Raw genomic sequence first — 24,299 nt, forward strand, 5'->3', positions numbered from 1 at the left:
AGAGAATCACCACAACCTCAGCGTCGTTCTGAGGTTTTTTATGTGTAAATGATAGCTCTATTTTAATATTTAAGAATACTCACCGACCACCCCACTGCTAACAAGGATTTGCTATACTAACTACTATACATTTAGCGATACATACTGCTGCCGATGATATATTCAAGCCGTGTTATCAATCAATCTTAAAAGCAAAAAATAAACGCCAAATCCGAAATCATTGATAATATAAAAACCAGCAGTATCTAGAGTAAAAACGAGGAATATCGCATGACAGACTATTCAGAACAGAACACTCAGCAGCCCTACAACCGTGCGGACGAGCCGCCCACGACTGTGCGCCCTGTTATGCAGACTGACAACCCTTATGCTAGTACACGTGGCAGTATTACTAGCAAGCAGCTACCAGCATTTGATGAGGCAATCATCAATAAGTACAATCGCTCAGGGCCACGTTATACCTCTTATCCGACTGCTTTAGAATTTACTCCAATACCGGATAGCTTTGAGGCTATCGGTCTTGAGACAAAAATCCTGCAGAATCGTGAAGGGCGCGCTCCTTTATCGCTATATTTTCATATTCCGTTCTGTCGCCACCTTTGCTACTACTGCGCTTGTAATAAGATTATTACCAAAAAAAATAGCGACTCTGGCGATTACTTGCAGTATTTAATCGCTGAAATTACGCATAAGCGCCGCCTGTTATCTACGCCAGAAGGCAGCGACAAACCATTGGTCAAACAGCTACATTTAGGCGGTGGTACACCAACGTTTTTACGTGACGAAGAGATGGTGCAATTATGGGAGTTTTTACAGACTCAGTTTGAGTTTTTGCCAGAAGACGAAGGTGACTACTCTATCGAAATTGATCCTCGTGAGCTGAGTGAAAACACTCTGAAAATATTGCGTAATCTCGGTTTCAACCGTATCAGCTTAGGTGTGCAAGATTTAGATGAAACGGTGCAAATTGCCGTTAATCGTGTGCATTCCGCAGAGCTTATTGAAAGCGTGCTAACAGAAGCACGTGAGCTTGGTTTTCGCTCTATCAATATTGATTTGATTTATGGTTTACCGCATCAAACGCCTGATACTTTGGACAAAACCGTAAATCGTATCATCGAGATGTCGCCAGATCGCCTGTCGGTCTTTAACTATGCGCATTTGCCTGAGCGATTTAAAGCTCAGCGTCAGATAAAAGATGAAGACTTGCCAAGCCCAGCTACCAAACTGACGATGCTCGGCAGTACTGTCAATACATTGACCGAAGCCGGCTATCAATATATCGGTATCGATCATTTTGCCAAACCTGATGACGAGTTGGCTATCGCCCAGCGCGAAGGTAAATTACATCGTAACTTTCAGGGTTACACCATCATGGGTGATTGTGACTTATTAGGCTTTGGTGTCTCATCAATCAGTCAGGTTTCTAATGCCAATACGCGCTATATTTTGCAGAACGATACTGATCTACAGAACTATCAAGCCAAGATTGATATGACGAAAATCAATCCGACTGTCATGCCTGCGGTCAAGTATATAAAAACCTCTATCAAAGACCGCTTGCGTGAATATGTCATCATGAACTTACTATGTCATGACTATCTCGATTTTAAAGATGTGAATCAAAAATTTGGTATCGATGCCATCACCTATTTTATTAATGAGATTCAGCAGTTGGGCGCTATGCAAGACGATAGACTGATTGATATGGATGCAGCAGGTATCCGCGTCTTACCTAGAGGTCGCTTGCTTGGCCGTAACGTCGCCATGGTATTTGATGAATATTTAGAAAAGAAACATCAAAACCGCTTTTCGAAAGTTATCTAAGTTAGCGAGTCATTCCTCAATTATTAAACATAAAAAAGACCTCAAGCGAGGTCTTTTTTTATTATTGCTGTGGCTTTTTACACTTTTAATTTATCACCGACCATACCTTTTACAGTGCTTAAGATATCTGCTGGTAATACCACCATTTTGGAGTTATCAGATTCCGCCAACTCTCGTATCGCTTTAATATACTGCTCACCAAGCAAGTATACAATCGGCATCTCTTCCTCACCCATCGCACTAGTAATCAAACGAATCGATTCTTCAGAACCTCTGGCTAGTACCACCTGCGCTTCAGCATCACGGCGTGACGCTTCCAAGCGACCATCCGCTTCTAAGATAGCAGCTTGCTTTTGACCATCAGCACGGGTCACGGTTGCACGGCGTAAACGCTCTGCCGCTGCTTGCTCTTCCATGGATGCTTGCATGGTCTGCGAAGGATTAATATCTTGAATCTCTACTGTCTTAAGGGTAATACCCCAATCTGCGATATCTTCTGAAATCGCATGTTTTAGCTTGGTTTTGATCTCGTCGCGACTAGACAATGCGCTATCAAGATCCATCTCACCAATGATCGAACGTAGCGATGTTTGCACCAGATTACGGATACCGTATTCATAATCTTCAATACCATAGACCGCTTTATCAGGACGCACGATATTAATATAAGCGACAGCGTTTGCAATGATAACGACGTTGTCACGAGTAATGACTTCTTGTGACGGAATATCAAGTACGATGTCCTTGGTCGTTACTTTATAAGCCACATCATCTACATAAGGGATGATGAGGTTGAGTCCAGGCTCTAGCGTTTGGCTATACTTACCCAGTCTCTGCACTACCCATTTATAACCTTGCGGTACAATACGTACGCCTTTAAACACGGTGAATACCACCAGTGCAATCAATACCACCATGACAATACTAAAGCTTTCCATAACTCATCCCTTATTATTATACCTGCATACTTTTATGCATCGCTGCCTGCGCTTTTGTACTGCTCACAATCAGCTCGTTACCCACGATATCCGTCACTACCACTCTATCGCCGATTGCCACCTGCTCCCCTCTCGTACGGCACATCCATTCAGCCGCACCAACGATAGGAACACTAAATCTAACTGTGCCAGCTTTATCTAGCTGCGGTGACACGATAATCATCCCGACTTCACCGACTATGACACTGCCGCCCAGTCCAGCTTTGGTACGATCTACTGACAACGGTTTGATAAACTTGAACCAAGCCAGTAAGAACACAGCAGAGAGCACTAACCAGACGATAATCTGAACAGAGACAGAAATAGGTAGCAGCCATGATAGAGCTGCAACGATGATGGCAGCGGCACCAAACCACAGACTGGCAAACGTCGGTACAAACATCTCGACTATTAGTAATAAGAAGCCCAATACTAACCAATGCCAAGGTTCAATCATCCAAAGTATCTCCATCCTTGCCACCATTCCTATCTTTATCATTCCAGTTTTTAATGTAGCACATTTTTAAGGATAACAACGCTTTAACGATAATGATATATTATCGGTGAGCTACTTATAAATTATTACCCTAAAAGCCTCATCATAAATTTTAAGCAAAAAAAACGACCACTTAAAGTGATCGTTCTATTGACTAACTCTAACTCTATACTAGAATTTGAAATGTGCGCCTAATGTAAAGCCATTTACATCTACATCATCGCCATCAGCGTCAATAGTAGGGTAAACGTTGTACATAACCTCCATAGTTGCCATAGGGGTAATGTTATATCCGAGTCCTAAACCACCAGATATACCTGTATCAGAATAGCTAAAACTTTCATCTTCTTCATCAATATTAAAATCATCTATATCAATTTTATTTTTAGCAACGCCTAGACGACCCTTAGCATATAAAGCGGTATTAGGAAACATATAGTCATAAGTAGCGTATAAACCGTAAACATCAGCACTATATTCTGAAGTTCCAAACTCGTCTTTAAAGGCATCAGCATCACCAGTAGCTAAATATTCAGCTTCAACACCAAACTCTGGAGTAAACTTATAGCCACCATAAATACCATATGACACTGCATCATCATCTACATCGTCTGGACCATATTGACCAACTTTAACACCAGCATACGGTTGGCCTGTGTAATTCATTGCTGCCTGTGCGCTCATTGTCATTACTGAGCCAGCGATTACTGCGATTAAAGCTTTTTGTAGATTTTTCATATACTTTTCTCAACTTTGGATTCAATAAACAAATAGTTTGTTTAATATCAAATGATACTCAACTATTTTCTACTTGTTATTAGGGCGTGTCTTCAATTCATCTTACAATGAACGATAGTACACGCCAGATAAAGCATTGACTTAAAATTACGCGCTAACTTCTCATAGCGAGTGGCGATACTACGAAAGTGTTTAAGCCTTGCAAACATATTTTCAACAAGATGACGCAGCTTGTACAAATAGCTATCAAACTCTGGATTAGGCTGTTTGGCATTTTTCCTTTTAGGAACGACAGGTATCATATTATGGCTTCGAGCTTTGTCTCTGATAGACTCTGAGTCATAGCCTTTATCAGCGATAAAGTAATCAGCTTGCCCAATCATTTCAATCAATTCACCTGCAACTTGACTGTCGTGGACTTCACCCCCAGTGATTTTAAAATTGAGCGGATATCCATCGGCATCACAGGATAGGTGTATCTTTGTAGTTGCTCCGCCACGGCTTTGTCCAATTGCTCGTTCTTCACCAAGCCGAGCTCCACTTGCATGCTGATGACAGCGAACATAGCTTCCGTCTGTGAATACCCATTCCGTATCAACTTCTGCTCAAAAGCCAAAAAAAAATCCGCCCATAAGCCAGTTTTCGACCAGCGGTTGAAACGACTATAGGCTGTTTTCCACGAACATAATTCTTCAGGTATGTCACGCCAAGGCGCCCCTGTGCGTAGTTTCCACAGTATGGCTTCCATGATCTCTCGGCTGTTTTGAGTTTGATAGCAGCCGTACTTTATCATCGTCGATTGCAATTGATCCCAAAGCGTATCTGTTAATGCTTTTCTTGCCATAACTTGTATTTCTAGCATCGACTCAATAGATGCGGTATTGTAACTATTATTTAGGGCTTATCCAATTGAAGACACGCCCTAGTAGTGGAGGTATCATACCAAATTACTTAAGAAAGTAAACATATGTTTCATAGAAATTTTAAGCAAAAAAAACGACCATGTGAAATGGTCGTTTATTCGTTTTTGACTATAGGTACGAGTACACTATATTATCTTAGAACTTTAAGTTAGCACCAACAGTAAGCAGCTTAGTATCTGCATCACTATCCATCATGGCATACTCTGTTTCAATATTGAAGTTAGGATTCACCGCATAGCCAAGACCGATGCCACCAGCAATACCAGTATCACTCACTGAATCACTGCTACCGTCGTTAAAATCAGCTTCTAGCTCTGTTTTAGCGATACCAAGCTTACCTTTGGCATACAGTGCAGTATTTGGGAACGTGTAACGATAAGTACCGTACGCACCATAAGTTTTCGTATCATAATCGCCAGCATTATTGTCTAGATCAGCATCATCTGAACCAACATATTCAACTTCCATACCAAAATTAGGATCGAAGTTATAACCAGCATACACACCATACGCAGTTGGATCGTCGCCGCTTACATCATTATCGAACTGACCAATCTTAGCACCAACATACGGTTGACCTGTATAGCCGTTACCATAATTAACGGCAGCTTGTGCACCTACAGTAAGTAAAGAACCAGTTGCTAGTGCAAGTATAGTTTTTTGTAGAGTTTTCATTATTAGCTCCTTCAAGTAAATTTGGACAAACAAGTTATTTAGTTGTATTGACCATTTGGCCGTATCGCCTTGTTTGCTAACGATGGGTACATAGTAACAAACTATTTCAGACACTCTGTCAGTGTTTAATGGTATGAGAGTTAAGATTTGAAAGCATTTGTCAGTGCTCGGGTTACAAAGGCCTAGATATGAAACCTTTTGTTACATCCACCCAGTTTATGCAATAATCCGTACTCATTTCACAGTTTTCTTGCTAGATAAATCGGCTAAATATGGCTGATATAACAATAATTAGAGAGAAAAAATGCAAAATTCTATCACTGAGCGCTTACAAACTGCACTTGCAGACTTAAAAGCAAAGCAGCAGTACCGCCAATTTCCAAACCTGCAGCACGATGGGCGATACGTCGTTAGTGCAGGTAAGGCTTTACTTAATATTGCGAGTAATGATTATCTTGGCTTAAGCGGCGATACCGAGATGCAAGCTGAGTTTCTAGCTCAAGTGGGACAGCTATCTACTATGCACACTCCTAAAATGAGTGCCACTTCCTCACGCCTACTGACAGGCAATGATATACAGTTAGAAGCTCTAGAAGAGGAACTGCAAAACTGGTATCAAAGCGCCATAGAGAAACAGAGTTCAACCAACTCCAAGTCGGTGCTGGTGTTGAACAGTGGCTATCATGCCAATCTAGGTATCTTGCCAGCATTAACAACTTTGCCAGTCAAGACACTTATTTTGGCTGATAAACTAGTACATGCCAGCATTATCGATGGTATGCGCTTAAGCCAAAGTAAATTTGTCACTTATCGTCGTTACCGTCACAACGATTACGAGCATTTGGCCAAGTTTATTGAACAAGCAGACGAGACGGTTGAACGCATCATTATTGTCACCGAGAGTATATTTAGTATGGATGGTGACCGTGCTGACTTGGCTCAACTAGTTCAATTCAAATCCAAAGATACTCGTATTGAGCTGTATGTCGATGAAGCACATGCTGTTGGAGTGCTTGGCGATACAGGTCTAGGATTGGCGGAAGAAACGCATACCTTGGCTGATATTGACTATTTGGTAGGTACCTTTGGTAAAGCATTTGCTTCAATGGGTGCTTATATAATGTGTGATGAAGTCATCAAACAATGGCTGATCAATGCCATGCGTCCACTGATTTTTAGTACCGCACTCCCTCCTATCAATCACGCATGGACACGATTTATCTTAGCAAAAATGCCGACCTTAACTGACCAACGTGCGCATCTAGCCCAGCTATCTACTACGCTTAGTCAAGCCATTGACCCACGGCACCGTGTATCGCCAACTTTGCAAGAGATATATTACCAATCCCCTATCGTTCCTTATATATTAGGCGATAATGCAAGTACCCTTGCCAAAGCACAACAGTTACAAGCCGCTGGATTTTACGCGCTGCCTATCAGGCCTCCTACTGTGCCTACAAATACTGCTCGCATTCGCTTAGTTATGAATGCCAAACTAACTAACGAAGACTGCGAGCGATTGATACAGCAATTGTAATTTTATCGTTTAACACAAACTTTATTTCTACTATCGATAGATAACTGGCGCACTTGGACATAATGAAGCCTATGACAACACTCGACACAGCTGATGACCTCAGTGTTAGAAAACGAACCATCGCTCGCCACTTTGCCAATGCAAGCGACTATGACCAGCATGCCAGTATCCAGCAGACCGTTTGTCAGTATTTATTAGGCAGTATTGCTCATACCAAGCAAAGTAGCGTGCTAGAAGTGGGTGCAGGCACAGGTCAAATGACGCGCCTACTCGCTGCTCATATTCAAAGCCAGTATTGGCTTATTAATGAGTTATGTAATGAGCAGACGGCTACATTGCAATCAATACTGCCAACTGCTGACGTAATGATTGGCGATGCTGAAACCATAGATTTAGCAGAAAATAATAGCTTGATAGTTAGTGCCAATGCCGTGCAATGGTTTGATAATCCGTTGAGTTTCGTCACGCAATCCGCGCAGCGTCTACAACCTGGAGGACAACTGGTCTTTAGTACTTTTACGCCAAATAACTTTTTGCAAATTAAAACTCTTACTGGCCAAGGACTTCACTACCCAGATATTAATGAATGGCAATTGGCATTAGATAGTGCAAGCTTTGAGAATATCAAACTCTCAACTCAGCGCTTTGATTTACCATTTCCAACCCCCTACGCTATCCTAAAGCATATGAAACTCACTGGCGTATCGACCAATCAAACGCAAGCTAAATCAGAAGATACTCAAACCTTTATATGGACAAAATCCCGTCTACAGCAATTTGAGTCAGACTATTGGCAGCAATTCTCAAAAAAGAATGACATAGGACAGCTCGTGGTTAATTTAACCTATGAAGTGCTCATAGTGAGCGCGTTTAAACTATAAGAACACGTCTCATCAATAAAAACAATAGCTAGCAGAAATAGTAACTGATAAGAAAAATAGCCATAAAAAAACGCACCCCGAAGGATGCGTTTTTTTAATTTAACTAGTTATCGATTCGTATCGACTATACCATTTTCAAAAACTTGAGTAGCAAGGAAAACAAGCGTAAGTACTACATCAAGTAGACTAAGCGAGTTTGACGTAGCTAATCGCGTTTTTGGATTTGGTATTATTTTTTGTCTTCGTCTACTTCAGTGAACTCAGCATCAACGACGTCGTCATCAGCTTTGTTGCTACCAGCATCGTCAGCACCTTGTTGGAACTGGCTTGGATCCATACCTTCTGCGCCAGCGCCGCTATCAGCGTAGATTTTTTGGCTGATTGGCAAGAATGCATTGTCTAATGCTTCAAGCTTAGCTTTGATTTCGTCATGATCGTCTTCTTTCGCCGCCGCTTCAAGCTCAGTGATGGCAGATTCTACTGTTGATTTTTCTTCATCAGTGACTTTGTCTTCTGCTTCTTTTAGCGCTTTTTGTACGGCATGAATACGACCATCTGCTTCGTTACGAACTTGCGCTAGGTTAGCGAACTTCTCATCTTCAGCAGCATTGGCTTCTGCATCGCGAACCATTTGTTCGACTTCTTCGTCCGACAAACCAGAATCCGCTTTGATTTGGATACTTTGTGCTTTACCAGTACCTTTATCGGTTGCAGAGATGTTCATGATACCATCAGCATTGATGTCAAAAGACACTTCGATTTGCGGTAGGCCACGTGGTGCTGGTGGAATATCCGTCAAGTCAAAACGACCAAGCATTTTGTTTTGGTTAGCGATTTTACGCTCACCTTGATATACCTGAATCGTTACAGCTGGCTGGTTGTCTTCAGCAGTTGAGAATACCTGTGATTTCTTAGTAGGAATCATGGTGTTTTTCTCGATAACTGGCGTCATGACACCGCCCATCGTTTCGATACCTAGAGTCAATGGCGTTACATCAAGTAGCAATACGTCAGTTTTGTCACCAGACAATACGGCACCTTGAATCGCTGCACCAGCTGCAACTGCTTCATCAGGGTTCACGTCTTTACGTGGCTCTTGACCGAAGAAGTCTTGTACTTTTTGCTGTACTAGTGGCATACGAGTCTGACCACCGACCAAGATTACATCGTTGATGTCGCCAATTTTTAGGCCAGCATCTTCAAGTGCAGTCTTACAAGGACCCATTGTACGTTGTACCAATTCTTCAGTTAGGCTCTCTAGTTTCGAGCGACTGATAGTAACGACTAAATGCTTAGGACCACTGCTATCAGCAGTGATGTATGGCAAGTTTACTTCAGTGCTTTGTGCACTTGATAGCTCAATCTTCGCTTTTTCAGCCGCTTCTTTTAGACGCTGCATCGCAAGAGAGTCACCTTTTAGGTTCACGTCTTGCTCTTTTTTGAATTCAGCAACTAAGAAGTCAATCAATGCTGAGTCAAAGTCTTCACCACCTAGGAAAGTATCACCGTTGGTCGCTAGTACTTCGAACTGTTGTTCGCCGTCTACGTCTGCGATTTCGATGATTGAGATATCGAAAGTACCACCACCTAAGTCATATACAGCAACAGTGCCATCGCCTTGCTTCTTGTCCATACCATAAGCAAGTGCAGCAGCAGTTGGCTCATTGATGATACGTTTTACATCAAGACCAGCGATTTTACCCGCATCTTTAGTTGCTTGACGCTGTGAGTCATTGAAGTAAGCAGGTACAGTTACAACTGCTTCAGTCACGCTCTCACCAAGATAATCTTCTGCTGTTTTTTTCATTTTTTTCAAGATTTCAGCAGAAACCTGTGGTGGCGCAAGCTTTTTACCGTTGATTTCTACCCACGCATCGCCGTTATCTGCTTTAGCGATTTTGTAAGGAACCATGCCGATATCTTTTTGCACGACTTTGTCATCAAAACGACGACCGATCAAACGCTTGATCGCAAACAAAGTGTTACTTGGATTAGTTACTGCTTGACGCTTGGCTGACTGACCAACAAGCGTTTCGTCATCTTTATAAGCGACGATTGATGGTGTTGTACGAGTACCTTCAGCATTTTCGATGACTTTAACTTTGTCACCTTCCATTACTGCTACACACGAGTTAGTAGTACCTAAATCAATACCAATTACTTTACCCATAATCAATTGCTCCTAATTTGTTTTTAACTATAAATACTTATTTATCCAGACCGTAGTCGGTCACTTGTTGCTATATATCGGTTTACCCGTCGTATTTTTCAAGGTGATAATCACGCAAAAACTGTGTTTCATGTCATTTTTTGTGAAAAACCTTCATATTAGTAGGGTTTAGCCCTAAAAATATTACTGACCAACACGAACCATGGCCGGACGTAATAGACGACCGTTTAGGCTATAGCCTTTTTGTAAGACCGTACCCACTGTATCTGCCGCTGCTTCTGGGTCAATACCCACTGCTTCATGGAAGTCCGCGTTGAACTTTTCGCCTTGTGGATCGACCACTTCTACGCCGTTTTTGGTCAATACTGCAACCAATGCTTTGTGCGTTAATTGCACACCCTCAGCGACTGGATCATTGGCATCGGCATTTTCGATAGCACGCTCTAAGTTGTCAACGATGTCTAACAATTCTTTAGCAAATTTCTGTAGTGCAAACTTTTTGCTCTTATCCGCTTCTTGCTCCATGCGTTTTTGCGCATTATAAGCTTCAGCATTAGCGCGTGCAGTACCTTCTTTGGCTTGTTTTACTTCGCCTTCTAGCTCAGCAATACGCGCTTTAAAAGTATCAAGGTTGATTTCGTTTTCGATAGTCGTTTCTTCACCTGAATTATTCTGTGGATCAAACTCTTTCATGGTTTCTTCTAAGATACTGTCATTGTGATCAATATTCTCATGTGCCACATTTTGGTCAAGATTTTCGTGGTTCGGGTTTTGCTCGCTCATGATAGCTCCTTGGAATTTCAATAATGAAGATTAAGAGACGGCACAGTAGACCAAATCATTACTGGTCCTACTATGCCATTATTAAATGCTCGATGTTTCTAACTCATTGTTTTTTTAATACGCTTCAATAGCTGCTTGATAAAGGTGATGAGGACAAATTTCAAGCCTAGAGCAAAGGAATTTTTACCATTTATGACAAATATTCAAGAAGTCTGATTAAAGATATGCGTCAAACGTTTTTGTTCCATGTCAATAAATCTCAATATTTACTCACAAAAAGAACAAAAAACCGCTATTTATTCCAATTGCTTTACGCTTATTAATCAAGCTATTACCAAACGATACGCTATTATTCTGCTAGCTATTTTATCATTGCTATAAATATTATCGCCCACACTCAAATGCACGCTAAAAATCATTTATGAGAGCTGTTATGTCTAATTCAAAAAATTTATCTATCAATACTTTGCTTAATAAAGCATTGATGACATTGCACTTAGCGTCAAAAGAAAATCCAGCGTCAAGAGAGTCATCGAACCAAGATGCACAAACGTATGACTCATTAGAAAAACGTCTGAGCGTTAAAGAAAAAATACTCGCTTATAACCCTGTAGCAAACTACCAGCCGCATACATTGCACTATGCAATGAAAAGTCTCGGTTACTTACCAGACCCTATTTTAGAAGGGGTGATTGGTTACCTAAAAGGTCCTAATTCAAAACAATATTTGCATGCAAACGCTCATATGCGTCTCATCCTTGCAGTGAATAGCTACCTAAAAACACCGTTAGAACTAACTCCAATGCCGGAATTGCGTGAGAGGTTTACTACTGATGCGGTAGCCATGCAATCACCTAGAGTATGGCAGCAAGCCAATACGACTATGCTAAGTAACATAAAGCCCTTCACTAAAAAAAATGATTCACCTGTTAGTTGGAAAGATGAAACGATTGCCAATGCGGATAATGGCGACATGACTGTCCGTTGTTATAAAGCAGGCGGCAAAAAATCTGGTTTTAGAAGAAAACGTGTCCATAATCCTGATGAAACAGTCATGCTGTTTTTTCATGGTGGCGGGTTCTGCATTGGTGATGTCGATACACATCATGAGTTCTGTCATGCGGTCTGTGAGCAGACTGGCTGGTCTGTGGTTAGTGTCGATTATCGCTTAGCCCCTGAATGTCCCGCTCCAGCAGCATTAAAAGACTGTATCACTGCATATGCTTGGTTGGTTGAAAACTCTGACAAATTAGGTGCATTACCCTCTCGTATCGTATTAGCTGGTGATAGCGCAGGTGGTGGTCTATCAACTTTAATTGCGCAGCAGCTGACAGCACCGAGCAAAAGCGCATGGGCAGACCTAGGGATAGAAGGTCAGAAAATGTTTAATCTATTAGAAAAACTACCCGAACCTCTAGCGCAAATGCCCTTGTATCCAGTCACTGATATTGAGACAGATTATCCTAGTTGGGAGCTATATGGTGAGGGTCTACTATTAGATCATGCTGATGTAGCAGTATTTGATGCTGCTTGTTTGGAAAATAGTCCGCTGCCTCGTCTACATATACTGAACTCACCTATGCTGGGTGATAATAGTAAAGTTTGCCCAACTTACATTGTAGCTTCTGAGCTCGATGTATTACGTGACGAGGCATTTGCTTATGCAAAGCAGCTGAGAGGTTATGGCGTTGCTGTAGAGACCTATACTGTGCTTGGTGCACCGCATGGCTTTATTCACTTTATGAGTGTCCATCAAGGTCTTGGACAAGAGACAAACAATATCATTCTTGGGTTTAGCAGCTTTGTACGTGAGATCATCAGTACACAATCGCGGTTAGCTGCATAGACCGCTTGCTAGCTAATTATCGGTTTGTATATTCAATTTGTATTGCCAGATAGTGTAATTAACCAAATCTCTGAGCGCGATCCCAATCGAAAGGGAATGCCCCAAAAACCATAACCAGAGGACACGACGAAGTGCCCTTTACCAATCTGCTCATAGCCATAGCCTAATCTATTAATAGCATTGACGATGAAATTAGCGGGGAATACTTGACCGTTGTGGGTATGTCCCGAGACTTGTAAATCTATAGGTAATTGACTGTGATTATCTATATCACTCGGTCTATGGTCTAACAATATCACTGGCTGCGACGTATCTACTTGCGTCAGCAGATCGGTAGTTGCTACACGTTGACGTTTATGATTATCAAAACGTCCAACTAACCATACTGGTTGACCCTCGTGCTCGATATAGAGCACCTCATCGTTCAACAATTGTATACCTGCATTTTGCAGCGCTTCGCTAATGGGTCGCTCATGACCATACAAATCATGATTACCCAATGTCGCATAGACACCGCGTGGCAGAATGCTGCACAATTCTGCTAAGTTTTGCTCCATATGATATTCATTAAAGGCCTCTGTATTATCATCCATAATATCCCCTGGCATTAGTAGCATATCTGCACCAGAGCGAATCATAAGTTGTTGCAATCTATCTATGGCTTTTACACCAAATAATCGTCCTATATGCAAGTCACTAGCGACTGCAATGCGTAATGGCTTGGTTAAAGGTTTATCTATATTAATAGAAAGCTTGCGTATAACAGGGGTATAGGCACTATATAACGAATAAATAAATAGTCCTAAAAATAGGAATAGCGCTAGTACTCTTAGCCCTATAGCCATTTCATTCGATTGGTGTAACGTACTACCTGATAAAGCAACTACTAGCAGATACCCTCCGTAGAATAGACTCACTGCCAACGCCGTCAGTATCATAAAATGCATGATTAGCATCCATCCACTAATCCAGCGATAACTGTTAGCAAATGCTCTTTTTACGCTCAATATTAATAGACCATTAGTAATAATAAATACACTAACCCATATCGTTGTCTGTAATGTTGGCGTCATCCAAGGCTGGAGCCACCACTGTATACTTAATACTGTACCCAGACTGAACAGCTGTAATAGCAAAAAGATAGTGAAGAAAAATGCGTAACGCATGGACTGCCCTTAGACATAAATACTGTTTGATAAGTGATTATCAGAAAATAAACTCTAATGTTTCACATGAAACAACTGCTATATAACTATTTCTGATTTCCTAATGCTTGCTGGAGTGTCGAGTGTTTGAACGAATAACCTGCATCCAATAGTGCTTGTGGCAGCACCTTTTGACCATCGATAAGTAATGTCGACATTTCGCCAAACATCAGCTTGAGTAAAAACTCTGGTAAAGTAAAAAAGGTTGGACGATGTAGCCACGAGCCAAGCGCTTTGGTAAAAGTATGATTGTTCACAGGATTTGGAGCAGTAAGGTTATATACGACTGTATGCGTATCATTTGCGGTACCGCTTGCAGTCTTGATAGTGCTGTTACTAATAGGTGCATTATCTTGGGCTAAGCTTTCGATGTGATTAACGTCTGATTCTTTAGTAAGTTTAAGCTGCTGCTCGATAATAAAGATGACCGCACTAACCCAATCTTCACGGCTGATCCAGCTCATGATTTGTTGTCCATCACCCAACTGTCCACCGACACCAAATTTAAATGGTAGCAACAATTTAGCCACCATACCGCCTTCAGGATGGATGACTACACCTGTTCTGACGATAGCTACAGGAACATCATGATCGGTCGCTTTAAGTGCTAATTGCTCCCATTCATCACATAGTGTATGAGCAAAGTCTGTCTCATAATCGCTGTTTTCAGTCAGTGGCTTATCGCCTTGTGTACCATACCAGCCGATTGCTGATCCGCTCACCAGTAACTTGGGTTTTGTGCTAGCACGTGCGATAAAATCCAGTATCGATTGAGTAGGTTTGATACGGCTCGCCATCAACTCTCTTTTGCGCTCATCGCTCCAACGAGAGTCAGCAATCCCAGCACCTGCTAAATTTAGTATGACATCAAAGCTCATATCAGACATCGCAAGCTCGTCATAAGTCATCATATTGATATCATCGGGATGTGGTTGACCGCTATTACGAGTTAGCCAAGTAATCGTCACGTCTTTATTCTGCGCGCGATACCGTGCCATTAGCTCTCGACTAAAAGCACTTCCCAAAAACCCTGAACCACCACTGATCAAAACATCCATACCTTACACTCCCTATATGCCTCAAATATCGCCATTATGACTTATCGCTGAGTTGCTTATTGTTGAAGTACTTATCGTTCAATAAAAACCAGACCGTTATAACCATCGTCTGATTTTTTGTGGTTTTTATCAAAACGACTTTTACATGCTTTTGGTAAAGGAAAGTGAGCAAATAGGAAAGCTAGCAGATGGTTAATTTATAAACGCTCACGTAAATAAGGAGTAGCGACAATCATCACTTTGCATTGCAAGCAATCGCTTATGAGAAATTTAAGAGTTCGTATAGAGAACGCTATCGAACGACGAAACCTGTCGTTGCATCACGAATTTGGCTAGGCAAGGTATAACCTAAAGTATCGCCCTGCAAATAACCAATTTGCTCTTCGAAATAAGCATAGGCGGCCTCAAAAGTGCTAGCAGGTATTTGACCTGACGGGTTGCAGCTTGTAGAAACCAATAGACCAAATGGGTTCTGCTCACTGACCATCTGCTGGCAAAGCTGACGAACTGTAAGATGCGAGATAACTCGAACAGCAATAGTCTGATGCTGACCGGTAATCCAAGTGGGCACAGTGTTCGCAAGCGGCTGAGGAATCGGTAATAACCAAGTATGTGCTTGGCGATTGTGCTGTTCATCTCTACTATCGTCTGTCTGCCAGCTATCAATAACCTGCTGGCGCTGAACATCATCTAAAGAGGCTAGTAAGGGGGCTAAGCGAGACACACTATCAGTAACGACTATCATGCCTTTGGCTTGTGGACGTTGTTTGATATCCAAGATACGCTGAACAGCTGCTTGGTCATAAGGGTCGCAACCAATACCCCAAACGCTTTCTGTAGGATACGCGAGCAGTTGCCCTTCTTTTAGCCACTTAGCAGCTTGGATAGCAGAATTAGTAATAAGAGGTGTAGGTTGGCTCATGACTTAAATGGTTCGTAGAAGTAAATTCTAATAATACCACAAGAGGGATATTGTCTAGGAGAGACTATAACTAAGGGCTATCTATGCCAGCGTCTAATAAGGAATATTTGCAATATTTTAAACGCGTAAATATCGTCCACCTTGTTCGCTGATAAGACCCATTAACTCAAGCTCCATTAGCTGACCAATCAACTGCGGCGGTGCAAGCTTGGTTGCACTAATAAGCGCATCTAAATCCTGCCCATGCCAGTCAAGCTGCTCATAGATTGCAGCTAAATGCTCAGGCACAACGACTGTGCTGCGCGCAGGCTTTATCTCAGAGGATGGTTGCTGGCTAGTAGATTTGATTGAGTTTTTCTCTATCTCAAATGCATCTGAAGTCTGAATAACATTATAGTGATTGCTATTAGAGTGATTACTATTGAAAGTAGTAACGTTTGCTGTTCTATAAGCGCCTTTATCGTAATCAAGCTGACCATTGACGTCTTCTAGTACTTGCTGAGGATGATAAACCAAAGTCGCGCCTTCACGTATTAAATGATGGCAACCCTCTGCATTGCTATTGTCAATATGACTGGGAATAGCAAAGACCTGTTTACCTTGCTCAGACGTGAGACGTGCTGTGATAAGCGAGCCGCTTTTGATTGTCGCTTCCGTTACGATGGTCGCGAGACTCAGTCCAGCTACCAAACGATTGCGACGCGGAAAAGTATGTTTATGCGGCTGAGTGTGTGGTAATAGCTCACTAATAATGCAGCCACCTTGCTCAACAATTTGAGTAAATAACTGATCTCGATGATTGGGATAGTTCACATCGATCCCTGTACCCATGACACCAACCGTCCGTCCCTGATAGTCAGGGTCTGCTTGTGCTAGCGCGCCTAAATGTGCGCGTTTATCTACACCCATAGCCAGACCGCTAGTAACAATATAACCTGCTTGCGCTAAGTACTGCGCCATATCAAACGTGATTTTTTGCGCATGCGCGGTAGGTTTTCGGCTACCTACTATAGCGATTTGTGCTTGATGCAGGCGCGCGCTATTCCCACGATAAAACAATAATGGCGGCGGGTCGTAGATTTGTGAGAGTTGGGCAGGATAATCGGCGTCATCAGCGAATAGCAAACCATAACGCCCATCTATCAATGCTTGCTGAATCTTATCGATATTGGCGAGTGTTTGCTCTGGCTGCTCATGACGTTTTAGATGGGTATGATGAATACCTAGCTGCTTCCATGCCTCTACTTTGGCTTGCCAAGCAAGCTGCGGATAACCGAAAGAAGTGATTAGTGTGTGATAAGCAGATAACGACGCATTCACCTCGTACCACAGCGCTAGGATAGCGCGCTGATCGTCGGATAAAGAAGAGGTGACTGCCGTCATTGTGATCTGTCTCGTATAGGCAAGCTTAGATTAGTATTTAGTTTAATATATTGCTTAATAAAACCTTATAGCTATTTATAAATAAGGGGGTGGTAATAACTGATCGCCAATATTAAGTGGCAGCTCAGAGTCAAGTACGTAAGCATAGCTGATGTGGTCAAAGGTATTGAAAACCATCACCATACCACTTGGCTCGTTTGGTAGACGTACAGGCGTGTCGTTGTCTTTAGTATCACGTACCAAAGGTCCTTTTTGATAAACCGTCAGCACATCACCTGGTTTAGCACCTTGTAAGCTACCCAGATTGATGGCAACCACACTACCCTTCGCAGCCGAGCTGATAGAGTCCATCACACGTACGATCATACCACCGCGACTGACACTTGCAGGCGTTGGATAAAAGACAGGAGGGATAGCGTTATCTAACTCTACGAATACGCGATCCCCTTCACGCACTTCTTTGCCATAGCTATCGATAAGCTGCAAGCTAGTCACACCATTGCTTTCTGTAGAAGTTGCTAGTCCTGTCGCTACCTGCGTAACTTCTAAGCCGATCACTTCTTGCGTTTTGGGGTCTACATATAGCTCACCCTCACGGTAAACGCCGTAACGCTGGCCTACGATAAGCGGTACGCCTTTAGCATAGACTTTATCACCACGCGCCGTGATTAAGTTACCTTTTTTAGAGGCCAATATATAAGGAGTGGTGTTGAAGTCTTGAGGATTAACAATGAGTGTTTTATCAAGCCAATGCTGAATAGCCGACCACGGAATAGGAGGAATACTATTGGCCGTCGAGGTAATCGCGACCGTACTCGTACTTACATTTCCAGTAAGCTGCTTTTCAACGCCAGCACAGCCTTCACCAGTATCAACGCCAATCAGTGTTTTTCCTTGAATCACACAAAGGATAAGAACGTCATTAGGGTAAATAAGGTTTGGATTTTTGATTTGCTTATTGGTTGCCCAAATTTCTTTCCAGCGCCATGGGCTGTCTAGGTAGCGACCTGAGATATCCCATAAGGTATCGCCTTTTTTAACGATATAACGATTGGGCGCATCAGCTTTGATAGTTGGCGGCGGATTGTTAGCTTGAGCCGTGCTCATCAACATGGCACTACTAAACGTCGTAACTAATAATCCTTTTGCCAGTGCTTTTGCTGTCTTTTTTAAGCTCATCTTCATCGTTATATCCACAATATGTACCACTGTGTTCGACGCAAAGAACTGTACTAAATTTATTACTGTAAAAATTTCTTAAATTAATAAAAAATCAATAATATCAGCAATTTACAAGTAAAATTCTCATGGCGATTATAGGGTAACTGTTCAGTGTAATTGGCTAGAATAATTCCTAAAAAAGCGCCTAGCACGATGATGACTTGCTGACGCTGTTTCTAATATTACAATTATATCTACCATAACACAATCATAAACACTTTATTACAATGGTGTAACTTTTACGCGGATACTTTTCCTTGTTGATGATAAGCATAAAGACCGTAATTACTTAAGCAGGATTCGGCGTAACATGTTGGCGGATTTGTTCAGCAACCAGTTCAGCCTTGTTTTCCAGTACCACTACATGCTGTGGCAAATCTTCTAGACCTTTGGTATGTGCTGGACGAGCAATGTCTATCTGACCAATGGCCTCAACGATAGTATCTGCAAACTTAACAGGTAGTGCCGTCTCTGCACAAACAATGATTTCGCCATCCAGTTGTAGCTCTTTAGCGACCTTGATACCGTCTGCGGTGTGTGGATCAACCAGTTCGCCATACTGCTCGTACAGTGCTTTAATGGTTTGCAAACGGTCGCTGTGGGTAGATTTACCAGCAGCAAAACCATAACGGGTATTGACCGCTTCCATCAACTCAGATAGATCAAAACCTTGACCAGATTTCACCCCTTCAAATAACTCATGGACACGGGCGCTATCTTTCTCTAGTAGCAGATAAACAAAACGCTCAAAGTTAGATGCTTTCGAAATATCCATCGATGGACTAGAGGTAACATAAGTTTTTTCGGTCGGACGTGGCTGATAAGCGCCTTGATTGAAGAAGTCATTCAATACGTCGTTTTCATTGGTTGCGACAATCAGACGGTCAATTGGCAGTCCCATTTCACGAGCGATATGACCGGCACAGATATTACCAAAGTTACCAGATGGTACGCTAAAGCTGATTTTTTCATCGTTGCTGGTAGTAATGGCAAAATAGGCTTTAAAGTAATAAACGATTTGCGCAAGGATACGACCCCAGTTGATAGAGTTAACGGTACCGAGGTTATAAGCCGCTTTAAATTCGGCATCTTGCTGCAATGCCTTGACGATATCTTGGCAATCATCAAACATGCCATCGATGGCAATATTATGGATGTTATCATCGGTCAAACTATACATTTGTGCACGCTGAAATTCGCTCATTTTACCGTGCGGTGACAGCATAAAGACTTCGATATTTTCTTTGCCGCGCAATGCATACTCTGCTGCGCTGCCCGTGTCACCACTGGTCGCACCAATAATAGTAATGCGAGCGTCCTTTCTTTTGAGCACGTATTCGAAGGCATTGCCCAAGAACTGCATCGCCACATCTTTAAATGCCAATGTCGGACCGTTCGATAATCCTAAAATATATAAGTTATCCTCAAGCTTACGGACAGGGACAATCTCATCAGAACCAAATATCTCAGCAGTATAAGTACGCTCGATGATATCTTGCAAATCAGCCACAGGAATATCAGTGGCAAAGCGCTGCATAATCGCCATGGCAAGCTGTGGATAGCTGAGCGTACGCCATTCATCAAGGGTCGTGCTATCAATATTTGGATAGTGCTCAGGCAGCATCAAACCGCCATCTGGCGCAAGCCCCATCAATAGTACATCACTAAAATCCATCGGCGCTGTCTGACCACGGGTACTGATATATTTCATGGTTTTTCCTATATATAGTTTGAATTACTCATCTGTATTTGAAAAAATAATTTTCTAATCATTAAAAATAAATATAGGCTTAAAATTATTATCAATTTTTTCGCATATTGTAACTTGGTAATCATCTGTTAATTGGTCTGCCAACCACTTTAAGTGGCTTGGTTTAGTCTCATAGGTGATAAGACTTAAGACCTCTTTTCCTACTTTTGTAACCTTATAGCATAAAAGTTTAACATTCTCATTCAAGCTTTTGCTTGAAATCATAAGAGCCTTTTCACTGACTAAGATAAATGAAAGAAAACCTGCCTCATCAACTTTTCTTATATTAAGAAGCTCTTGAACTACTCCTAAAGTTGAAACACCAGAGATTATGCCAATTTCTTCCAAAAGATTTAATTCACCTCTCGTCATTTTTGATGCTTCAAGGAAGTTATCATTTGATGCTACAAAACTTCCTTCTGTGACACGTCCATATATAATTCCCAGCTCTGAATAATAAGGTGCAAGCTTCTCTACAAGTAAAGCGTCTGATTTAGACATAGTCTTTAGAAACTCTAATAACCTTAAGGAATAACGTCCTGGTTCTAGAAATTCTTGAGCTAATATGTTACCCCATAGTGACTGAACTTCTTCATCAGTGACTTTACTAGCATTATCGCGCCATGTATTTAGCCAATCCTGACTTACTTCTTCCTTAGGTAAATCTGAAACATCTTCTATCAGGCGTCCGTTAGCATGATTAATTGCTTTTACTACATTTATTTCTGCACGGATTAATCTTTTGATATCATGACTAAGAACTGTATCCCTTACTGATGTTCCTGACTCGTTTTCTACTGAAGCTGTCGATTCATAGCCAATTAGATTGATTTCATTATTATTAAGTTCAGCTATCTCTTTTTCACCTTCAGAGATAGCAATCCTGCTAATTTTATCCAACTCTATTGCGCCAAGAGTAAGCTTTTTATTTTTCCAAACTGTATAGTAAGGATAGATTAATCCACCAATACCCTTCTCTATTAAAGTCTCCCACATTTTAAGTAGCAACACTTCACCAGGCATTTGCATTCTTAATTCCTTGAAATACAGTTAGTCAGCTATTTATTCAGCAGTTTTGTGCAACAGCGCATAATAAAAACCATCGCCACTCGCGCTATCAATCGGTAAGCACTGACGACCGATCGCTTGTTCGATGCCCCAGTTGCAATCGTCGGTAAACTCAATCACTACCGCATCATTATGATGAGTGATAAAGTCCTGCATTTGCTCAACGTTTTCTTGCTTTAAGATAGAACATGTCACATACAACAGATAACCACCAACCTTGAGTTGTGGCCATAGATTATGCAAGATGTCTGCTTGTAGCAGCGCCGTTTGCTCGATGTCTTCTTCAGTACGCAAGATGCTGATATCTGGATGACGGCGAATCACGCCAGTCGCAGTACAAGGAGAATCTAATAATATCGCATCAAATACCGGCTCATTTGTCGCCGCCTTTTTATTCTTGCCATGCTGCCATCTAGTCGCATCCGCACAGACAATATTCAATGCGATGCTGTTATTTGCTTGCTGCAAATCATGCTGACTTAGATTTAAACGCTGTAAATTCTCGCGAATACGCTCGATACGCGGTGCTTCATTATCAATAGCTGTTACCTTGATATCAGTAATCGCAGGTGACGTTTCAGATGATATCTCATTATTGTCTTGTTTCACGTGAAACAACGATGATTCGTCGTTAGCGCTTATGAGCTCTAACCAATGAGCAAGCTTGCCACCAGGTGCCGCACAAGCATCTAGAATATGTAGCTCATTATTATTACTTTCATCACTGTCGCTGTCAGTGTTCGCACTTTCAGCGCTAAGCTTAGCCATTAATGCTTGATTAATAATCGGTGCAGCGAGCTGAGCATGCATATCTTGAACGCTAGCCGTTCCTAAAGTGAAATCAGGCAAAGCGTTAACGGCAGTACTTTGATGTAGTCTAAGACCTTTGGTTGATAGCGTGGTAGAAATAGCAGACCCTGATGAGTTTGCTACCTTAAAACCAGTCGTTAGCTCAACGATATCTGCATCAATTTCTGCGCCATCCAATGCATGCTGATAATCTTCTACCGAAGTAACCGCAGAGTTCACTCGTAAAAACATCGGTGCTGGCTGACGCAAACCTTGTGTCAGCTCATCATACTGTTCGCTCCAATCTTGTTTAAGCTGATAAGCGAGCCAATTCGGTAGACTATGCTTTTTATCGCATTTCTTACGGAATTTGCTTGGATTCTTGGCGACTTTACGCAAAATAGCATTCACCAAACCAGTCGAATGAGCAAACTCAATTTCTTTGGCTGCTTCAACGGTTTCATGAATTGCAGCATGGTCAGCCACTTCTAAATATAGCAACTGTACTAAGCCGACTTGAATGGTGGTACGCACTTCAACTTCGTCGATAGGGTTGTCTGCTAAGCTATCGAGCAAACGTGCCAGCGCATGCCATTGACGCAATGTCGTGAGCAGTAATGCATGAGCAAAGCCTTTATCGCCATCGTGCAGACTATTCAGTAACGGGTCAAGGACGCTTGAGAGCGACTGACCATTTTGAATAGCCAGTAAGGTACGAATCACACGCACGCGTACGCTGCCATTCATAATAAGATTGCTTGATGGTTTGAGCTTATTGTTTCTAGGCGCAGTACTGTTTTGTCTCATTAAATTTCATTTCCTTGACGTATGATCGATAGCGTCTTGTGCAAGTAGGTTAAATATAAGTAACGTTATTTTGTTTCTGACGTAAATTGATCGCCGTCATTTAATTGGTTGCCATGGCAAACTTGTTCAGCAGTCATCGGCTTACCACCCGCAAACTGCAAGTGAGTAATGGCTAAAGTAGTGGCCGACGACTCGGTATCATTATCCTTACCACAAGCGACTAAGATCGCTTTTCGTCCGACACTGATAACCGTTCCAGCAGGTTTATTCGTTTGCTGCGATGTATTTACAGGTAAGCTAGCCAACACTTTGACGCGCTGCCCTGCTAGGAAAGTATAAGCACCCGGCCATGGTGTCAGCCCACGAATTTGGCGTTCAATAGCGGCAGCAGGCTGCGACCAATCAACTTCGCCTTCGGTTTTGACCAGCTTTTCAGCGTAGTTGGCTTGACTATCATTTTGAGCAATAGCTTGAGCTTGATAAGCAGCTAAATCTTTTAACACCGTACTAATGGCTGTCGCACCAAGTGCAGCCATCTTATCATGTAGGCTAGCAGCGGTATCATCAGAGGCAATACTTTCGCTAACTTTATAAAGCATGTCACCTGTATCAAGACCTTTGTCCATCTGCATAATGGTAATTCCTGTCTCATCGTCTCCGGCCAAGAGTGCACGATGGATAGGTGCAGCACCGCGCCAGCGTGGCAACAGTGAAGCGTGAATATTCAAGCAACCATGAGTAGGCGTCTCTAATACACCGATAGGTAGGATCAACCCGTAAGCGGCGACAATCATCACATCTGGTTGATAGGTGCGCAGAGTTTGCCTAGCAGCTAGCCCTTCTGCACTAGACTTTTTAAAAGTGACTGGCTGCTCTACAGCGATATCATGTGTCAATGCAACTTCTTTTACCGCAGAGGCTGACAGCTTTTGACCACGACCTGCTTTACGATCAGGCTGGGTGTAAACAGCAACTATCTCTATATTCAGCGCTTCTTGCTGCTTAATTAACGACTCAAGGCTGATAGCAGCAAATTCAGGTGTACCCGCAAATACTACCCTTAATCGGTTAATAGTTGGGTTATCATGGTCAGTAAGCGAGTTAGATGTATCAAAGGTAGGAGCAGTTGTAGTCATAATCATGCATTATATAAGGTTTATTTGTTCATTATAGGTGAGTTTACGGCGCAGTGCCATGATTGTAATGACCTCACTTCATGATAACCAATGACATTATTTGCCTT

Annotated in this window: 19 protein-coding genes and 1 pseudogene; 4 read left to right on the plus strand and 16 right to left on the minus strand. The window is 42.1% G+C overall.

The features are described 5' to 3' along the window. The first annotated feature begins 270 nt into the window (after window positions 1–270). Window positions 271–1,827 carry an oxygen-independent coproporphyrinogen III oxidase gene (hemN, locus tag HCZ91_RS04855; protein WP_179798514.1) on the plus strand — a complete coding sequence of 519 codons (1,557 nt, stop codon included), beginning with the start codon at window positions 271–273 and terminating at the stop codon, window positions 1,825–1,827. A gap of 77 nt (window positions 1,828–1,904) precedes the next feature. On the opposite strand, the gene HCZ91_RS04860 is transcribed toward hemN, so the two are convergent. The 5 genes and pseudogenes from HCZ91_RS04860 to HCZ91_RS04880 all read right to left on the minus strand — a co-directional run bounded on the left by HCZ91_RS04860 (window position 1,905) and on the right by HCZ91_RS04880 (window position 5,636). Further along, entirely contained in the window at window positions 1,905–2,765 is an 861-nt protein-coding gene (locus HCZ91_RS04860) for an SPFH domain-containing protein (RefSeq protein ID WP_057762202.1), read from the minus strand. Window positions 2,766–2,781: 16 nt separating this feature from the next. Next, complete coding sequence (locus HCZ91_RS04865) at window positions 2,782–3,276, minus strand: NfeD family protein (protein WP_227511172.1); 495 nt, start codon at window positions 3,274–3,276, stop codon at window positions 2,782–2,784. 195 nt (window positions 3,277–3,471) lie between these two features. Then, entirely contained in the window at window positions 3,472–4,038 is a 567-nt protein-coding gene (locus HCZ91_RS04870; RefSeq protein WP_179798515.1) for a porin family protein, read from the minus strand. 92 nt (window positions 4,039–4,130) lie between these two features. Beyond that, window positions 4,131–4,882: pseudogene (locus tag HCZ91_RS04875) on the minus strand (IS5 family transposase). 214 nt (window positions 4,883–5,096) lie between these two features. Beyond that, window positions 5,097–5,636 carry a porin family protein gene (locus tag HCZ91_RS04880; RefSeq protein WP_179798516.1) on the minus strand — a complete coding sequence of 180 codons (540 nt, stop codon included), beginning with the start codon at window positions 5,634–5,636 and terminating at the stop codon, window positions 5,097–5,099. Between the two features lie 304 nt (window positions 5,637–5,940). Here HCZ91_RS04880 and HCZ91_RS04885 point away from each other — a divergent pair, with 304 nt between their 5' ends. Beyond that, window positions 5,941–7,173, plus strand: coding sequence for an 8-amino-7-oxononanoate synthase (locus HCZ91_RS04885; protein ID WP_179798517.1), 1,233 nt, complete (start codon window positions 5,941–5,943; stop codon window positions 7,171–7,173). 71 nt (window positions 7,174–7,244) lie between these two features. Then, complete coding sequence (locus tag HCZ91_RS04890; RefSeq protein ID WP_257019974.1) at window positions 7,245–8,054, plus strand: methyltransferase domain-containing protein; 810 nt, start codon at window positions 7,245–7,247, stop codon at window positions 8,052–8,054. A gap of 229 nt (window positions 8,055–8,283) precedes the next feature. Here HCZ91_RS04890 and dnaK read toward each other — a convergent pair whose 3' ends face one another. Together dnaK and grpE are read right to left on the minus strand one after the other, a co-directional pair. Beyond that, window positions 8,284–10,224 (minus strand): molecular chaperone DnaK, encoded by a 1,941-nt coding sequence (gene dnaK, locus HCZ91_RS04895; RefSeq protein ID WP_179798519.1) that lies wholly within the window; start codon window positions 10,222–10,224, stop codon window positions 8,284–8,286. Window positions 10,225–10,407: 183 nt separating this feature from the next. After that, entirely contained in the window at window positions 10,408–11,007 is a 600-nt protein-coding gene (gene grpE, locus HCZ91_RS04900; RefSeq protein ID WP_057762215.1) for a nucleotide exchange factor GrpE, read from the minus strand. A 433-nt stretch (window positions 11,008–11,440) separates the two neighbouring features. On the opposite strand from grpE, the gene HCZ91_RS04905 reads away from it, so the two are divergent. Further along, window positions 11,441–12,853, plus strand: coding sequence for an alpha/beta hydrolase (locus tag HCZ91_RS04905; RefSeq protein ID WP_179798520.1), 1,413 nt, complete (start codon window positions 11,441–11,443; stop codon window positions 12,851–12,853). Between the two features lie 32 nt (window positions 12,854–12,885). On the opposite strand, the gene HCZ91_RS04910 is transcribed toward HCZ91_RS04905, so the two are convergent. From HCZ91_RS04910 to fmt, 9 genes are all read right to left on the minus strand, one after another. Continuing rightward, window positions 12,886–14,019, minus strand: coding sequence for a metallophosphoesterase (locus HCZ91_RS04910; RefSeq protein WP_179798521.1), 1,134 nt, complete (start codon window positions 14,017–14,019; stop codon window positions 12,886–12,888). A gap of 86 nt (window positions 14,020–14,105) precedes the next feature. Beyond that, window positions 14,106–15,116: a TIGR01777 family oxidoreductase gene (locus HCZ91_RS04915; protein ID WP_179798522.1), complete on the minus strand. Its 1,011-nt coding sequence runs from the start codon at window positions 15,114–15,116 to the stop codon at window positions 14,106–14,108. Between the two features lie 292 nt (window positions 15,117–15,408). Beyond that, complete coding sequence (locus tag HCZ91_RS04920) at window positions 15,409–16,038, minus strand: L-threonylcarbamoyladenylate synthase (RefSeq protein WP_179798523.1); 630 nt, start codon at window positions 16,036–16,038, stop codon at window positions 15,409–15,411. Window positions 16,039–16,155: 117 nt separating this feature from the next. Continuing rightward, complete coding sequence (gene dprA, locus HCZ91_RS04925; RefSeq protein ID WP_179798524.1) at window positions 16,156–17,421, minus strand: DNA-processing protein DprA; 1,266 nt, start codon at window positions 17,419–17,421, stop codon at window positions 16,156–16,158. Window positions 17,422–17,496: 75 nt separating this feature from the next. Further along, the gene (locus HCZ91_RS04930) at window positions 17,497–18,600 is read right to left on the minus strand and encodes a LysM peptidoglycan-binding domain-containing protein (protein ID WP_257019975.1); all 1,104 of its coding nucleotides are present in this window, start codon (window positions 18,598–18,600) and stop codon (window positions 17,497–17,499) included. Between the two features lie 331 nt (window positions 18,601–18,931). Continuing rightward, entirely contained in the window at window positions 18,932–20,353 is a 1,422-nt protein-coding gene (gene thrC / locus HCZ91_RS04935) for a threonine synthase (protein ID WP_179798526.1), read from the minus strand. Window positions 20,354–20,407: 54 nt separating this feature from the next. After that, window positions 20,408–21,421, minus strand: coding sequence for a DUF2806 domain-containing protein (locus HCZ91_RS04940; RefSeq protein WP_179798527.1), 1,014 nt, complete (start codon window positions 21,419–21,421; stop codon window positions 20,408–20,410). A 33-nt stretch (window positions 21,422–21,454) separates the two neighbouring features. Further along, window positions 21,455–23,056 carry a transcription antitermination factor NusB gene (locus HCZ91_RS04945; RefSeq protein ID WP_179798528.1) on the minus strand — a complete coding sequence of 534 codons (1,602 nt, stop codon included), beginning with the start codon at window positions 23,054–23,056 and terminating at the stop codon, window positions 21,455–21,457. 65 nt (window positions 23,057–23,121) lie between these two features. Beyond that, window positions 23,122–24,192: a methionyl-tRNA formyltransferase gene (gene fmt / locus HCZ91_RS04950; protein WP_179798529.1), complete on the minus strand. Its 1,071-nt coding sequence runs from the start codon at window positions 24,190–24,192 to the stop codon at window positions 23,122–23,124. Window positions 24,193–24,299 lie beyond the last annotated feature (107 nt).

Source organism: Psychrobacter sp. BI730, from assembly GCF_013414195.1.
In the GTDB taxonomy this organism is placed as follows: domain Bacteria; phylum Pseudomonadota; class Gammaproteobacteria; order Pseudomonadales; family Moraxellaceae; genus Psychrobacter.